Consider the following 15,584-nt stretch of genomic DNA (forward strand, 5'->3'; position numbering starts at 1 on the left):
TTGAATAGTCAACAGTTTGAAGCGGTGGTGTGGAAATCATCAACTGGGGAAGAAGGGTGCCGATGGCGGCATTGCAACTTTGCGAGCGGCCGGTTGTGCTGTTCGATTTTGACGGCACGGTGGCCGATACGGGTCGGGCAGTGATGACCTCGACGCGCAAGACGCTGGCTGCGCGCGGGTTTTCGGAGACGCAGATGGGTGATCTGCGCCGCATGATCGGGCCGCCCCTGTGGAAGAGCTTTCACGACTTTTACGGCTTTTCCCGCGAGGAGTCGCTTGTGGTGGCCGATGAGTACCGCGCCTTTTTTGATGAACTGGGACCGGAAGAGTATCCCGTGTTCGATGGAATCCCCGCGCTGCTCGACGGCCTTGCCGCGCAGGGGCATCGCATGGCGGTGGCGACGTCGCGCATGGAGGCGAAGTGCATCGATATGGTGCATGAGCTGGGGCTTTGCCAGTTCGAAGCCGTGGTCGGCATGAATCCGCCGCAGGGGCGCGAGACCAAGGCGGATTCGGTCCGCGATGCCCTGGCGGCGCTCGGCGCGACGGCCGACGATGCCGTGATGATCGGCGATCGCTTTAACGATGTGGAGGGCGCGCACGCAATGGGCGTGCCGTGCATTGGCATTTATTCGGGTGCGGCGGCGCCGGGTGAGCACGAGGCGGCGGGTGCCGACGCGGTGGTGCACTCGGTGGCAGAGCTTGCTAAACTTTTCGCTATCTAATGACGTAATGTGAGGGGCGGGCGTGCCCGTCGCTCATTGCTAAGGAGGTCGTCCATGAATCAGGTGGAGCAGAGCGTTGCCGAGTATGTCGACGAGGTCTGGGAAGATGTCGTCGCCGATATCGAGCAGCTGGTGGGCTATCCGTCCGTGGCAGTTTCTGCCGATGCGGAGCCCGGTGCGCCGTTTGGTCGCCCGGTCCGTGATGCGCTCGATTGCGCGCTCGGCATTGCGCAAAAGCTCGGCTATCAGACGAGCGACGACGAGGGCTATGTGGGCATCGCCGATATCCCGGGCCGTGGCGATAAGCAGCTCGCGACCATTTGCCATGTGGACGTGGTACCCGCTGGCCCCGGTTGGAACACCGACCCGTTTGCGATGGAGCGTCGCGAGGGCTGGCTGCTCGGCCGCGGCGTGATCGATGACAAGGGCCCGGCGGTGCTGTCGCTCTACGCCGGCGCCTATCTGCTCAAGCACGGCATTACCCCGCGCTATACCTTCCGCGCGCTGCTGGGCTGCGATGAGGAAGTGGGCATGTCCGACGTTCACCATTATCTGGAGAACCACGCGAACCCCGACTTTCTGTTTACGCCCGATGCCGAGTTTCCGGTCTGTAATGCCGAGAAGGGTCAGTTTGGGGCGACATTTGTGAGCTCCAAGATCGACGGCGGGCGCATTGTGTCCTGGAGCGGTGCCGAGGCGAGCAACGCCATTCCGTCGCAGTCTATCTGCGAGCTTGCGATTGCCGCCGATGAGCTGCCGGCGCCGGTCGAGAACGGCGACCGCCTGGAGATCACGGCGCTCGATAACGGGCATGCGCAGATTTTCGCCCACGGCATTGGCGGTCATGCCTCGATGCCAGAGGGAACGATCAATGCCGTCGGGCTGATCGTGGCGTATCTGCGCGAGGCCGAGGACGCGTTTGGTGCACGCGACGAGCGCCTGCTGACGCCTGCCGAGCACGAGTTCGTCAAGTTCCTGGCCTTTGTGCATGCGGACGCCTATGGCCGCGGCCTGGGTATCGATGCGACGAGTCCGGCGTTTGGCCCGCTTACCTGCAACGCTGGCGTCATCCGCGTGGCGGATGGCCATATTGAGCAGGTCATCGACGTGCGCTTCCCCGACAGCACCAGTGCCGATACCATCCGCGAGCAGCTTGATCCGCTCGTGGGCCGTTTTGGCGTGACGTGCCGTGTGGGTCGTGCGAAGGTGCCGTTCTCGGTCTCTGCCGACGATCCGGCCGTGAAGGCGCTTATTGATACCTATAACGAGTTTACGGGCAAGCATGCTGAGCCCTTTGCCATGGGCGGCGGCACGTACGCGCGCAACTTTGCCCGCGCCGTGTCGTTTGGCCCCGAGGAGACCGGCCTGGAGCTGCCCGCGTGGGGCGGCCAGATGCACGGTCCCAACGAGTGCGCCAACGAGGAACAGCTCAAGCAGGCGCTCAAGATCTATATCGTGGCAATCCTTCGTCTAAACGAACTCGAGCTTTAAGGTTGCGCGGTTTCCCAATCTAAGTTGCGGTGGAATAGTTCCTAAAATGGGCCATTTGATGGCCAAGCAGGAACTATTTCACCGCAACTTTGTTTTTATTGGTGTAAAAGGCGTGCCATGCTTGGCGGCGGGATTGTTATTCGTTTGTAAAGGCTGGGCCGCGCTTGCGGTAAGGGTCTATCAAATGCCCGTAAGAAACAGCAGTTGGCGCGGGCGCTGCCCGATCGGGGACGTATCTTTCCAAACAGCAAAGCGGGCAGGGTGTCCGCGAGTCGCATGTATGAAAGGAAGATCATGCTCGATCAGGCTTATTCTCGTCGTCAGTTCCTCGGCCTCGCTGGTGGTCTTGCCAGCATCGTCGGTCTCGGTCTCGTTGGTTGCGGCGGCTCCGGCGAATCCGACGCCGCCGACAAGGGTAGCGCCGCTGCTGCCGAGTCCGTTTCCGGCGAGGTGACCTACGACGGCGCCTCCTCGTTCCAGGCTCTCGTCGAGGCCGCTGCCGAGAAGTTCATGGACGCCAACCCGGACGTCTCCGTCTCCGGCTCGGGTAACGGTTCGGGCAAGGGCCTGACCGCCGTTGCCGCCGGCACCGTCACCATCGGTAACTCCGACGTCTTTGCCGAGACCAAGCTCGAGGCCGACCAGGTCAAGAATCTCGTCGACCACGAGGTCGCCGTTGTGGGCATGGGTCCCGTCGTTTCCAAGAACGTCACGGTCGACGACCTGTCCCTCGAGCAGCTCAAGGGCATCTTCTCCGGCCAGATCACCAACTGGAAGGAGGTCGGCGGCGACGACGCTACCATCGTCGTCCTCAACCGCAAGGCAGGCTCCGGTACCCGCGCCACCTTCGAGGCCGCCGTCTTTGGCGACGAGGCCGTCGACTTTAAGGGCGACGCCGAGCTCGACAAGTCCGGCGATGTCCAGACTCAGATGGGCAGCACCGACAACGCCATCTCCTACCTTGACTTCTCGCACTTCGATGACTCCAAGTTCAACGCCATCATGGTCGAGGGCGTCGAGCCCAAGAGCACAAACGTCACCGACGACTCCTTCAAGATCTGGGCGACCGAGCACATGTACTGTGCTAAGGACGCCGACGAGGCCACCAAGGCCTTCCTGGAGTTCATGCTTTCCGACGACGTCCAGGGCAAGCTCGTCGAGGAGCAGGGCTTTATTCCCGTTTCTGCCATGAAGGTCGTCAAGGACGCCAGTGGCAAGGTCTCCGCTAAATAAGTAATCGCCCCCGGAAAGGTTTGCAATGGCAAAACAGCTGCCAAAGCGCGAGCTTGAGAACGTGGGCCTGGGCGTCACGGGTGCGTGCGTAGCGCTCGTGACGCTTGTCGTTGCCGCGCTCATCTTTATGGCCGCCCAAAAGGGCCTCTCGGCTTTTTTCAAGGACGGCGTCTCGATCATCGAGTTTTTTATCGGTACCAAGTGGGACCTGGCCAACACGGCCGAAAACGGCCTGCCCTACACTGGCGCCCTGCCCCTGATCGTCACCTCGTTTGCGGTCATGGTGTTCTCCACGCTCATCGCACTGCCCATCGCCATCGGCTCTGCCATCTTTGCGGTCGAGATTCAGCCTAAGTTTGGCTCCAAGGTTTTTCAGCCGCTCATTGAGCTTTTGACCGGTATTCCCTCGGTCGTCTTTGGCCTGATCGGTTTTCACGTGGTCGTCGGCCTTATGAAGAGCGTTTTCCACGTGAGCACGGGTCTGGGTATCTTGCCCGGCGCTATCGTGCTGGCCGTCATGATTCTGCCGACGATGACCACGCTTTCGGTCGATGGCCTGCGCGCCGTGCCCGATAGCTACCGCCAGGGTTCGCTCGCGCTGGGCTACACCCGCTGGCAGACCATCTGGCACGTGGTGCTCAAGTCCGCCATGCCCTCGCTCATGACCGCAGTCATCCTTGGCATGACCCGCGCCTTTGGCGAAACGCTCGCCGTGCGCATGGTCATTGGCGGCATCGAGGCCATGCCGACGTCGCTGCTGTCGCCGGCGTCTACCATCACCACCACGCTCACCACGTCCATGGCGGTCTATGCCGAGGGCTCGGCCCAGGACGACATCCTGTGGGCGCTCGGTCTTCTGCTGATGGGCATGAGCCTCATCTTTATCCTGATCATCCATCTCATTGGCCGCAAGGGGGCGAAGGCTCGTGGCTAGCACGCGCATCCATATCGACGAGGCGAGACTCGGGCGTGTCCAAAGGCAAGACCGTATCGCCACGGGCGTGCTGACGGCGATTGTCGCCATCGTCATGCTTATCGTCGTCTCCATGGTGGCCTACATCCTGTTCGAGGGTATCTCGACGCTGTTCCAGCCGGGCTTTCTCACGCAGCCCGCACGCGCCAACGGAACGCAGGGCGGCGTGCTCTACCAGCTGTTCGACTCGTTCTATCTGCTGCTGATTACCCTGATCATCTCGGTGCCCATCAGCCTGGGCGGCGCGGTCTTCCTAGTTGAATACGCGCCCGACGGCCCCATTCGCGACATCGCCTCGACCGCCATCGAGACGTTGTCTTCGCTGCCCTCCATCGTCGTCGGCATGTTCGGCTTTCTGGTGTTCTCGGTGCAGCTGGGCTGGAAGTACTCCATCATCTCCGGCGCCGTCGCGCTCACCATGTTCAACATCCCCATCCTGGTGCGCGTGATTCAGCAGGCGCTCGAGGACGTGCCGCAGGCCCAGCGCGATGCGTGCCTGGCCATGGGCCTCACTCGCTGGGAGGCCACACTGCACATCCTGATTCCCGAGGCCATGCCCGCCATCGTGACCGGCATCGTGCTTTCGGCCGGCCGCGTGTTTGGCGAGGCCGCGGCGCTGCTCTTTACCTCGGGCATGAGCTCGCCGGTCCGCCTCAACTTCTTGAGCTTTAACCTGTCGAGCCCCACCTGCGCCTGGAACGTGTTCCGTCCCGGCGAGTCGCTGGCCGTGCACATCTACAAGATCTATGGCGAGGGCAGCCCCGAGGCCCAGCAGATCGTCTGGGGCACCGCGGCACTGCTGATGATCTGCGTGCTGCTGTTTAACGTAATCGCCCGTATCGTGGGCAAGCAACTGGCAAGGAAGATGACGGCCGAATGAGCGAGATGAATGCAACGCCCGCAACCGAGGCGGCCACGTCCGAGACCCAGGACTTTCTGTCGAGCGTGGGGGAGAGCGAGAGGCGCGTGCGCGTGAGCGGCAAGGCCGTGAGCGACGAGGTCGTGCTCTCCGCCAAGGACGTCAACGTGTACTATGGCGACCACCATGCGCTGCACAATACGTCGCTCGACTTCCACAAGGGTGAGATCACGGCGCTCATCGGGCCTTCGGGCTGCGGCAAGTCGACCTTCTTGCGTAGCCTCAACCTGATGAATCGCGAGATTCGCCGCTGTCGCGTGGAGGGCGAGATCAACTACCGCGGGCGCAACGTGAACACCAAGACCGAGAACACGTACGAGCTGCGTCGCTCCATCGGCATGGTGTTCCAGCAGCCCAACCCCTTCCGCAAGTCCATTCGCGACAACATCACCTTTGCGCCCAAGCGCCACGGCATCACCGACCGTGACGAGCTCGACCGCATGGTCGAGGAAAGTCTGCGCGGTGCCGCGCTGTGGGACGAGGTCAAAGACAAGCTCGACAAGAGCGCCTACGCGCTTTCGGGCGGTCAGCAGCAGCGTCTGTGCATTGCGCGCACGCTGGCGCTCAACCCCGACGTGATCCTGTTCGACGAGCCCTGCTCGGCGCTCGACCCCATCTCGACGTTGGCGATCGAGGACCTGATGTCGTCGATCGTTGCCGACCGTGCCATCGTCATCGTGACGCACAACATGGAGCAGGCGTCGCGCGTGTCCAACCGCACGGCGTTCTTCTACATGGGCGATATGGTCGAGTACGACGAGACCGACGAGATTTTCCAACGGCCCAAGGATAAGCGGCTGAATGATTACCTCACCGGTATGTTCTCCTAGTCCGGGACATGCTTGAGGCCCGCGGCGGCCACGGTTGCCGCGGGACTGATTGGAGAGGCGGGTCATCTCTTGCGGGAGATGGCCCGCCTTTTTGTGTCGTGTGCGGCCCGCCTTTTCGCTGCTATCATGGACAACGTTGAATTTCTACGAAGGAGCAGGGCATATGGCGATTCTTTTGGGATGCGATTCCGTCAGCCTAGAGTTTCCCACCAAGCATATTTTCGATAACGTGACGCTCGGCGTGGGCGAGGGCGACCGCATTGGTATCGTCGGTAAAAACGGCGACGGCAAGTCGACGCTGCTGAGTGTACTCGCCGGCACGCTGGAACCCGACGACGGCCGCGTGACGCACCGCCGCGGCACGACGATCGGATTGCTCGGCCAAAAGGACCAGCTTGTCGACACCGATACCGTGCATCATGCCGTTGTGGGCGACACGCCTGAGTACGAGTGGGCGTCGAGCCCGCGTACGCGCCAGATTCTGGCCGGTCTTATTAGCGATGTGCCCTGGGGGGGCATGGTGGGCGAGCTCTCGGGCGGTCAGCGCCGTCGCGTGGACCTCGCGCGCCTGCTGATTGGCGACTACGATGTGCTCATGCTCGACGAGCCCACCAACCACCTGGACATGCGCACCATCAACTGGCTTGCGCGTCACTTAAAGGCCCGCTGGCAGCGCGGCCAGGGCGCCATGCTCGTGGTCACGCACGACCGCTGGTTCTTGGACGAGGTCTGCACCAGCATGTGGGAGGTCCACGACGGCCAGGTAGATCCCTTCGAGGGCGGCTACTCGGCATATATCCTGCAGCGCGTGGAGCGCGACCGCATGGCCGCCGTTACCGAGGAGCGCCGTCGCAACATGGCGCGCAAGGAGCTCGCGTGGCTAAGCCGCGGCGCCCAGGCGCGTTCCACCAAGCCCAAGTTTCGCGTTGAGGCTGCTCGCGAGCTGATCGCCGACGTACCGCCCGTGCGTGACGAGCTGGAGCTCAAGCGCCTTGCCGTGAGCCGCCTAGGCAAGCAGGTTATCGACGTGGTCGACGTGGACGCCGGCTATGCGGATACCGACGGCGCGCCCAAGCAGGTGCTCTCCGACGTGACCTGGCTCATCGGTGCGGGCGACCGCTATGGTCTTTTGGGCGAGAACGGCGCCGGCAAGTCCACACTGCTTGACGTGATTCAGGGCAAGATCGCGCCCCTGCGCGGCCGCGTGAAGATCGGCCAGACGGTGCGCTTTGGCGTGCTGTCGCAGCAGCTCGAGGAGCTCGAGCCCTACATGGGCGACACGATCCGCGAGGTGCTCAGCAACTATAAGAAGTACTACGTCATCGACGGCAAGGAGACTTCGCCTGAGAAGCTTTGCGAGCGCCTGGGCTTTACGACGCAGCAGCTCTGGAGCCGCATCGGCGATCTTTCGGGCGGCCAGCGCCGTCGCCTGTCGCTGCTGCTGACGATCCTGGACGAGCCCAACGTGCTTATCCTGGACGAGCCGGGCAACGACTTGGATACCGACATGCTGGCGATTGTCGAGGACCTGCTCGACGGCTGGCCGGGCACGCTGATCCTGGTGACGCACGACCGCTTCTTGATGGAGCGCGTGACCGACCAGCAGTGGGCGCTGCTTGACGGTCATCTGACGCATATGCCCGGCGGCGTGGACCAGTACCTGCGCCTGTGCAACGCCACCGCCGAGGTCGAGCCCGTGGGCGCGCCGAGTGCCAAGACCGGCACGTTCGATACCGGTGCCGCGGCGGCTGCGGCCGAAAAGCCCAAGACGAGCGGTCAGCCCAATGGCCTTTCCAACGCCGAACGCCAGAAGCTCCGCCGCGAGGTGAGCTCGCTCGAGCGCAAAATGGAGACGCAGCGCGCCCGCGTGGAGGAGGCCGAGGCCGCGATGGCCCAGGTCGATCCCACCAACTACACGGCGCTCGGCGAGCAGCAGGCAAAGATCGACGAGGCCCATGCCGCCATGGACGAGCTGGAGATGGCGTGGCTCGAGGCGAGCGAAAAGCTCGAGGGCGAGGAGTAAACGAGGATGATCAAAGCCGCGTTTTTCGATATCGACGGCACGCTGCTGAGCTTTAAAACGCATCGGATTCCGGCGTCGGCGCAGCAGGTGCTCGACAGCTTTCATGAGCAGGGGATCGCGTGCGTGATCGCCACGGGCCGTCCGACCTACCAGATGCCGGACTGGCTGTTCGACTTGGGCTGGGATGCGTACATTACGCTCTCGGGCCAGCACTGTTTTGATGCCGAGGGCGTCTACCGTAGCTGCCCGATTGACCCGGACGACGTTGCGGTGATTGTGGACCAGGTGGCCGAGGGGTGCTACGACTCGCTGTGCATGCAGGGCGAGAACTCCTTTGTGAACTGCCTGTCCGAGCGCGTGGTGACGGCCGGCAGCAACGCGGGAATCGTCTACCACAAGGAGCCGTTTGAGCACGCTTTTGACGCGCCGGTTTACCAGTTCTGCGCCTTTGTGGACCCGGTCGACGAGCATATCGTGACCGATGCCGTGTCGCATTCGCTCACTACGCGCTGGTGCGATCTGTTCTGCGATATTATCCCTGCCAACGGCGGTAAGGACTTGGGCGTGGCGGCGACGCTGGAGCGCCTGGGTGTCGACGCGAGCGAGGCGATCGCCTTTGGCGACGGCGAGAACGACCTGTCGATGTTTTCTGCCGTGGGCACGAGTGTGGCCATGGGCAACGCACAGGACACGGTGAAGGCTGCAGCGACCTATGTGACGACAGCCGTGGACGACGATGGCATCTACAACGCCGCGAAGCACTTTGGGCTTGTTTAGCTGCGGATTCGGCACTCGGGGACGTTCCTTTTCTGCCGGCAGTTGGGGACACTCCTTGCGAGCGTGTCATCGCTCCGCTTCTGTGCTGCGCATTTTGTGAAACGCGGTTAACTTTTTAAACAACGTAGTAAGACATGGGCAACTTTTGAGGTAAAGTAAATCAGGCAAAAGTATCCAAAGGCTAACTAGAAGCCATCGCGAAAGGCGGCCCATGGCCCTACGTGAATCTGGAGAAGACTATCTCGAATCGATCTACGTTCTGTCGCAGCGCCAAGGCACGGTGCGCTCAATCGACGTCTCTGAATACCTGGGTGTGACCAAGGCGAGCGTCTCTAAAGCCATGGCGACGCTGGAGAACAACGGCTATGTCGAAATGGGTAAACGCGACGTTCATCTGACGGAGCGTGGCCTGGAGGTCGCTCGCCAAATGTGGGAGCGCCATTGCTTTTTTGTTGGGCTGCTCGAGGACGCAGGCGTTTCGGAAGAGGTTGCCTCACAAGAGGGGTGTCACATGGAGCACTGCCTGAGCGAGGAAAGCTTTGAGAAGCTAAGGGCAATGCTGGGCCGGGACGGCACATCGGCCCCAACAATGACCGACTAACGTTCCCCCAGTAGCGCGCCGTTCGCGCAAAGCGCGAACCAGCGACCGGGACAGGAGGCCCTACCAACCAAGTCTAACTCAGCCAAGGAACCCCGCCAGCAAGCGATGCCCAAGAACCACCAGCAACGTCATCGCAGGCCGGGACCGGGCTTGGTTTTGAAAACACTCCGCAGCGCGAGGCCCGCCTTTCCGTTGCTCCGCAGGAGCAGGAAAGACGGGCCTCATGCGCGAGGACGTTTTCAAAACCAAGCCCGGCCCCGGCCGGAGGGACCACAGGCGCTACAGGTTCTTGACACCCATCGCGCGCATGGCGTTCAGGATAGCGATGATCGCCACGCCTACGTCGCCAAAGACGGCAAGCCACATATTGGCGATACCCAGCGCTGCCAGCACAAGGATCAGCAGCTTAATGCCCAGCGCAAAGATTATGTTCTGCCAAACAATCGACATGGTCTTGCGCGCCACGCGGATCGCGCGGGAAATGTTGGACGGCTTGTCGTCCATCAGCACCACGTCGGCGGCCTCGATCGCGGCGTCGGAGCCCATGGCGCCCATGGCAATGCCCACATCGGCGCGCGTAAGCACAGGCGCGTCGTTGATACCGTCGCCGACAAAGGCGAGCTTGCCCTTGCCACTTTCGGCCGCGAGTAGTGCCTCAACGCGCTCGACCTTGTCGCCCGGCAGGAGCTGCGCGTGGAACTCGTCGAGACCGAGTTGCTTGGCCACAGACGCTGCAACCTCCTCGCGGTCGCCCGTGAGCATGACGGTGCGGTTGATACCGGCGGCATGCAGGTCGCGAATCGTTTGCTCCGCATCGGCCTTAACGGTGTCTGCAATCACGATGTGGCCGGCGTACACGCCGTCGACGAGCACGTGGAGGATCGTGCCGACAACCTCGCAGTCCGGTGCTTCAACGCCGGCCGCGGCGAGCATCTTGGCGTTGCCAACGACGACGTGCTTGCCGTCGATGGTTGCCGTCACGCCGTGGCCCGCGTCGTTGGCGGAGTCGCTCACGCGCTTGGGGTCGACCTCGCCCTGGTAGGCGTCGCGCACGGACTGCGCGATGGGGTGATCGGAGAACGACTCAGCAAGGGCTACGACTTCGAGCAGCGACTGCTCGGTATAGCCAGCCTCGGGGTGCACCGCGACGACTGAGAACGTGCCGTTGGTGAGGGTGCCCGTTTTGTCGAAGACGATGGTGTCCACGTCGGCGAGCGTCTCGAGGTAGTTGGAGCCCTTGATGAGAACGCCCAGCTTGGACGCGCCGCCGATGCCGCCAAAGAAACTCAACGGTACGCTGATCACGAGGGCGCACGGGCAGCTGACGACCAGGAAGGTCAGGCCGCGCAGGATCCAATCGGACCAAGCGCCAGTCACCAGGCCGCCGCCAAGCGCGAGCACCGCGGCAGCGCCAGTGACGGCGGGGGTGTAGACGCGGGCAAAGCGCGTGATGAAGTTCTCGGTGCGCGCCTTCTTTTCGCTGGCATTCTCCACGAGCTCCAGAACACGCGCGACGGTTGACTCGCCAAAGGGCTTGGTGGTGCGCACGTGGATGAGGCCCGTCATGTTGATGCAACCGCTGATGATATCGTCGCCGGTCTTGGCCGGGCGGGGGACCGACTCGCCCGTGAGTGCGGCGGTGTCGAGCTGGGTTTCGCCCTCGACGATGACGCCGTCGATGGGCACGCGCTCGCCGGGCTTGACCACGATCACGGTGCCGACGGCGATGTCATCGGGAAAGACCTGTTCGAGTGTGCCGTCGGCTTGCTCGACGTTAGCGTAGTCGGGCGCGATGTCCATCATGGCACTGATCGACTTGCGGCTCTTGCCTACGGCGTATGCCTGGAACAACTCGCCGACCTGGTAGAACAGCATGACAGCGGCACCTTCGGCCATGTGCGGGTCGGTGTCGGGGAAGAGCACCATGGCAAACGCGCCGATGGTCGCGACGGCCATGAGGAAGCTCTCGTCGAAGGCCTTGCCGCGGCGGATGTTATTGAATGCCTTTTGCAGTACGTCGTAGCCGGCAATCAAAAACGGCACGAGGAACAGCACAAAGCTGGCGTAGATGTTGCCGGGCTCCCCAAATGCGATAGCGAGGGCGCCGAGCTCGTCGAGGGCATAAACAACGGCAAAAATGCCCAGTGCTACCAGGATGCGGTTGCGCTTGTGCTCAAGGGACTCTTTCTTCTTGCGCTTCTTCTTTTTCTTTTTGGAATCGGCGGCCGCCATGATTCAAACCTCCCATTTGAGTGTATGAACACTTGCTCATATAATTTCGCGAGCAAAGGCCGCGGCAAGCGCGGCCTTACAGGTCAACGTATGCGCGGGTTAGAGAATGATCTCGCAGTCCGGCTCGGCATCGGCGGTGAACTCAACGACGCGGTCCAGGACCTCGTCGAACTCGGCGTCGTCGGCCTCGAGCGTCAGCTTCTGGGTCATAAAGTTGACCGAAACGGACTTGACGCCATCGAGCTTAGCCAGCTCGTCCTGAAGTTCACGCGCGCAGTTGGCGCAATCGATCTCGTCGAGCTTAAACTGCTTTTTCATGGTGGGTTCCTTTCCCTGTGTTAGCGGTCTGGGTGCCGGCCGCGCTGATACCGTGGTTGATTGCTATTCGCAGATATGGCTCATGCCCTGGTTGAGCATGGTGTAGACATGATCGTCGGCGAGCGAGTAGAGAATGTTGCGGCCGTCGCGGCGGAACTTGACCAGGTGCGACTGCTTAAGCGTGCGCAGCTGGTGCGACACCGCAGACTGCGAGGTCGCGGTCGCTTCGGCGATGTCAGCCACGCAGAGCTCGCGACCCATGAGGGCATAGAGAATCTTGATGCGTGTGGTGTCGCTGAAGACCTTGAACAGGTCGGCCAGGTCGTACAACAGCTCCTCGTCGGGAAGGTCCTCGGGCGAGCAGCTGGTGGGAATCACGGGCTCGGTGGCCTCGATGTCGGGTTTCGTTTCATCAACGCGGATGCTCATTGCAATATCCTTTCATATGAACATGCGCTCATATAACTTACTTCCGATTATATGAGCGCATGTTCATATGTCAATGACGTACAGGTAATTCGTCGCATAAAATGATGGGGAATAGTGGACGAGATTCCGGACTGAGCGGTTTTGATAGCCGATGCCGGGGTGGGTGCCCCCGCGCCGTGCAAAAATTGGAGTATTCTGCAACTATAGGGGGTCCGTTAATCTATTCCAGGCCAAATAAAGCCGCTCAAGAGTTATCCAAGGGCGGTAAACAGACAAGGTCTTCCTCAAATGTTGCCTAACGTTCCCGTTCGATAGCGTTTTTGTTTTTCATTTGGATTAACTTGTGGGTGCTGGAGGGCCGACCCTGCTGAATACTCGCAATTTTGCACATCGCTAGGGTACCCACCTTGTTAGCCGGTCTAGCTTCCGGCCCCGAAGATTCTGCCCTCGGGCGCGAGGCTGCTTATTTGGGCAAATGATGGGCTGTCGGATTCGACAGTCTGCATGTCATCGATTGCCGGAACTTCATTTATTGTCGGGTCATCCAGCGTGATGCCTTCGAGTGTTACTTTTTCGAGGTCGATTCGTTGACGATCTTCGGAATCCTGGCGAAGCTGCTTCTGAATTCGCTTTTTCTCTTCTATAAACCTTCTGAGCACAAACTGTCTCAGGTTCTCTTGCATGATTTGAAAGTCTTTTGGCAGACGCGAGGGACGTATGCCCTCTTTCCGTTGGATCGCCTCCATGACCCTAACGAAAGCGCTGGCATGCATAAAGGAATAACGACTGACGGTGATGATTCCGTATCCCATGGACGCAAGCGCATTCTTGCGCTCCTCATCGATGGCGCGGTCTTCTTCCGCGTCATGATAAAACCCGTTGTATTCAATGTCTGTGCGAGATTTCTTTAGATACGCATCCATAAAGAACTTTTTGCGTCTCGTGAGATTCTTTGCGGCAGCGGTGACCTGCACCTCGTAATCGGTCTCAATTCCCTTAATACCAAGCCCTCCTTCGCTTTTAGGCAGCGTTAGCATCATGACAAAGGCCGTTTCCATAGGAGACCGGCATCCGTCGCGCACACATTGGATCGCCTTTCGGGCAAGGGCCAGACCGTCGCATCTGGTAATGGAATTAAAGAACTGTTTTAACCTTTCGGTCGAGGTGAGCGCGAAACGCTCGTTATACGAGGTGGAAGAGTCGGTTCCAAGGGAGTAAGCGCCGCACAATTCAAAGTAGTACTCCACCAGTTCGCGAAAAGGGAGATAGGTGGCGGCCTGAAGTGCGCAAAGCTCAACGCCAACAATGAAGATGCCATCTTTGAGCTCTATAAAGCGTGAGTTCGAGAATCGTTTTGACGAAACGTGGCATTGACAGTTCGTTGCATAGCGCGCATTCTTGCGATCAAACACCATTACCTCGAGGCAATCATTTGCGTCGAGGGAAACATCGTGTTTGGTGAGCCATTCTGCGGCTGCGTCAAGGAGCGTTCCGGTGGGACATGATCCGTAAATCGCGGCAGGGTTACAGGGCTCGGTGTCTTTCGCAGAAGCCGAATGCGCGGCCTGGTAGACCGCTTTTGCAGTGGTATGTGACAATACGATACTCATGGTATATATCGTGTCAGCTAATGCCGTGTTGATGGCGCTGAGTGGGAAAGCCGTTTTAGGGGCCTAACCAAATGCTGTCCAAAAGCTTGACGCGATTATGGGCTGGCACGCCTAAAATCAATGTTCTCGCAGCTTAGCTATAGCATATAAAAACTCAATTGCTGCACATTTGATATCGATGCATCACCATCCGACAACGAATTACGTGTCGGGAATTGGCCGAAATCGTTCAAAATGAGGGTTCAGAATTTGTGATGGCAGATCTATCTGTGGAACGTAGGGCGGCCCCGCTGCGGTGTTTCCCGCTGCGAGGCCGCTCGTGAGCAAGCAGTGTTTGTCTCAGACGTTGCTATTTCGCAAACAGGTTCTTGAGGTTGAACTCGGCCTGTACCGTGCGAAGCATGAGGTCGGTGTCGTCGAGGCCCAGGTGCTGCTCGTTGGCGTCGGCGGCGAGGGTTCCACGGCGGCGCGCCCAGTTCTCGAGCGCGGCTGGGGCGGACTCGCGGGGGAGCGAGCGCACGTCGGCGTCCAGGCTGCGGCAGATCTGGCGCGAGTCGATGACGATGATCTTGCCGGCGCGGCGTGCCTCGGCGTAGCCGTCCAGGTGGATCTTGAACCAGCTGTCCTCAAAGGCGGCGTTGTGTGCCATGTACGGGTACTTCTTCATAAGCTTGAGCAGCTGCTTTTGCAGCTCTTTGTTCTCGCGGAACGGCTTTTTGCCGTCGATGTCGTCCCAGGTGATGTGGTGGATATTCGACAACGGCACATCCTCGCCGCGGTAGATGTCGGGCAGGCCGCAGTAGTGTGCCTCGGCGTCATGCGGGACGGCGTCGCTGGTGAGCTCCATGATCTCCCAGCCCACGTTGATGATATAGCCGCGCTCGGGTGCACGGCCGGTGGTCTCGATGTCGATACCGAGCACGGTGCCCTGGATGGGCTTGCGGGCGTAGGCCACGCCGAGCGCGTCGCGGTCGCCGCGGATTTCGCGCATAACGGACGCGGCGGTGCGCTTTTGCATCTTGCCGATGGCGGCGCAGGTGTCGGTATCGGACAGGCCGCGCGAGAGCGTCGCGGGCGTCACGTTGCGCAGACGCGCCTCGCCAATCTGGTCGCACAGGTCGCGGTTGCGGTCGGCCAGGTCGCGCACGGTGGCAAAGTCGAAGCCGGGGTCGCCCTCGGCGGTAAAGTACTCGGTCTCGAGCACCTTGAGGGCCTCCTCGCCCTTCTGGCGCTCGGACTCCATGGCGCCGTGGTCGCCGTAGATAAACATGGGGATAAACGGCTGGCGCTCGTATTCGAGTGCTTGCGATACGTTCATATGCTACTCCTTGGACGGGCCGCGTTGTGCGGCTCGAGGCTACTGAGTTATGGCGAGATGATAGTTTACCATAGGCAACTATTGGCACCGCGCCCGGGACAACTA

At 60.8% G+C, this 15,584-nt stretch carries 14 protein-coding genes; 9 read left to right on the forward strand and 5 right to left on the reverse strand.

The genetic code is table 11. The features are described 5' to 3' along the window. Positions 1 to 29: 29 nt before the first annotated feature. The 9 genes from DXC79_RS02555 to DXC79_RS02595 all read left to right on the forward strand — a co-directional run bounded on the left by DXC79_RS02555 (position 30) and on the right by DXC79_RS02595 (position 9,572). Positions 30 to 725 carry an HAD hydrolase-like protein gene (locus DXC79_RS02555; protein ID WP_233502950.1) on the forward strand — a complete coding sequence of 232 codons (696 nt, stop codon included), beginning with the start codon at positions 30 to 32 and terminating at the stop codon, positions 723 to 725. 54 nt (positions 726 to 779) lie between these two features. Continuing rightward, positions 780 to 2,216, forward strand: a complete 1,437-nt coding sequence (locus DXC79_RS02560; RefSeq protein WP_117634954.1) for a M20 family metallopeptidase — start codon at positions 780 to 782, stop codon at positions 2,214 to 2,216. 294 nt (positions 2,217 to 2,510) lie between these two features. Further along, a complete protein-coding gene (locus DXC79_RS02565; protein ID WP_117634956.1) occupies positions 2,511 to 3,449 on the forward strand; it encodes a phosphate ABC transporter substrate-binding protein in 939 nt (312 codons plus the stop codon). A 25-nt stretch (positions 3,450 to 3,474) separates the two neighbouring features. Continuing rightward, a complete protein-coding gene (gene pstC, locus DXC79_RS02570; RefSeq protein ID WP_117634958.1) occupies positions 3,475 to 4,383 on the forward strand; it encodes a phosphate ABC transporter permease subunit PstC in 909 nt (302 codons plus the stop codon). After that, positions 4,376 to 5,302 carry a phosphate ABC transporter permease PstA gene (gene pstA / locus DXC79_RS02575; protein ID WP_199408625.1) on the forward strand — a complete coding sequence of 309 codons (927 nt, stop codon included), beginning with the start codon at positions 4,376 to 4,378 and terminating at the stop codon, positions 5,300 to 5,302. The genes pstC and pstA overlap by 8 nt, the downstream gene beginning before the upstream one ends. Further along, positions 5,299 to 6,171 carry a phosphate ABC transporter ATP-binding protein PstB gene (gene pstB, locus DXC79_RS02580; protein ID WP_117634962.1) on the forward strand — a complete coding sequence of 291 codons (873 nt, stop codon included), beginning with the start codon at positions 5,299 to 5,301 and terminating at the stop codon, positions 6,169 to 6,171. The genes pstA and pstB overlap by 4 nt, the downstream gene beginning before the upstream one ends. A gap of 163 nt (positions 6,172 to 6,334) precedes the next feature. Beyond that, positions 6,335 to 8,194: an ABC-F family ATP-binding cassette domain-containing protein gene (locus tag DXC79_RS02585; RefSeq protein WP_117634964.1), complete on the forward strand. Its 1,860-nt coding sequence runs from the start codon at positions 6,335 to 6,337 to the stop codon at positions 8,192 to 8,194. A 6-nt stretch (positions 8,195 to 8,200) separates the two neighbouring features. Next, a complete protein-coding gene (locus DXC79_RS02590; RefSeq protein WP_117634966.1) occupies positions 8,201 to 8,971 on the forward strand; it encodes a Cof-type HAD-IIB family hydrolase in 771 nt (256 codons plus the stop codon). A 211-nt stretch (positions 8,972 to 9,182) separates the two neighbouring features. After that, entirely contained in the window at positions 9,183 to 9,572 is a 390-nt protein-coding gene (locus DXC79_RS02595; protein WP_117634968.1) for a metal-dependent transcriptional regulator, read from the forward strand. A 279-nt stretch (positions 9,573 to 9,851) separates the two neighbouring features. Here DXC79_RS02595 and DXC79_RS02600 read toward each other — a convergent pair whose 3' ends face one another. From DXC79_RS02600 to DXC79_RS02620, 5 genes are all read right to left on the reverse strand, one after another. Then, positions 9,852 to 11,804, reverse strand: a complete 1,953-nt coding sequence (locus tag DXC79_RS02600) for a heavy metal translocating P-type ATPase (protein ID WP_199408626.1) — start codon at positions 11,802 to 11,804, stop codon at positions 9,852 to 9,854. Positions 11,805 to 11,903: 99 nt separating this feature from the next. Then, a complete protein-coding gene (locus tag DXC79_RS02605; protein ID WP_006235433.1) occupies positions 11,904 to 12,122 on the reverse strand; it encodes a cation transporter in 219 nt (72 codons plus the stop codon). Between the two features lie 63 nt (positions 12,123 to 12,185). Then, a complete protein-coding gene (locus DXC79_RS02610) occupies positions 12,186 to 12,551 on the reverse strand; it encodes a helix-turn-helix transcriptional regulator (RefSeq protein WP_117634970.1) in 366 nt (121 codons plus the stop codon). A gap of 419 nt (positions 12,552 to 12,970) precedes the next feature. Further along, positions 12,971 to 14,161 carry a hypothetical protein gene (locus tag DXC79_RS02615; RefSeq protein WP_117634972.1) on the reverse strand — a complete coding sequence of 397 codons (1,191 nt, stop codon included), beginning with the start codon at positions 14,159 to 14,161 and terminating at the stop codon, positions 12,971 to 12,973. A 349-nt stretch (positions 14,162 to 14,510) separates the two neighbouring features. Further along, on the reverse strand, positions 14,511 to 15,479 hold the full coding sequence (locus tag DXC79_RS02620) for a 3'-5' exonuclease (protein WP_117634974.1): 969 nt from the start codon (positions 15,477 to 15,479) through the stop codon (positions 14,511 to 14,513). Positions 15,480 to 15,584: the final 105 nt, after the last annotated feature.

Origin of the sequence: Collinsella sp. TF08-11AT (assembly GCF_003437035.1) — a bacterium.
Taxonomy (GTDB): Bacteria; Actinomycetota; Coriobacteriia; order Coriobacteriales; family Coriobacteriaceae; genus Collinsella.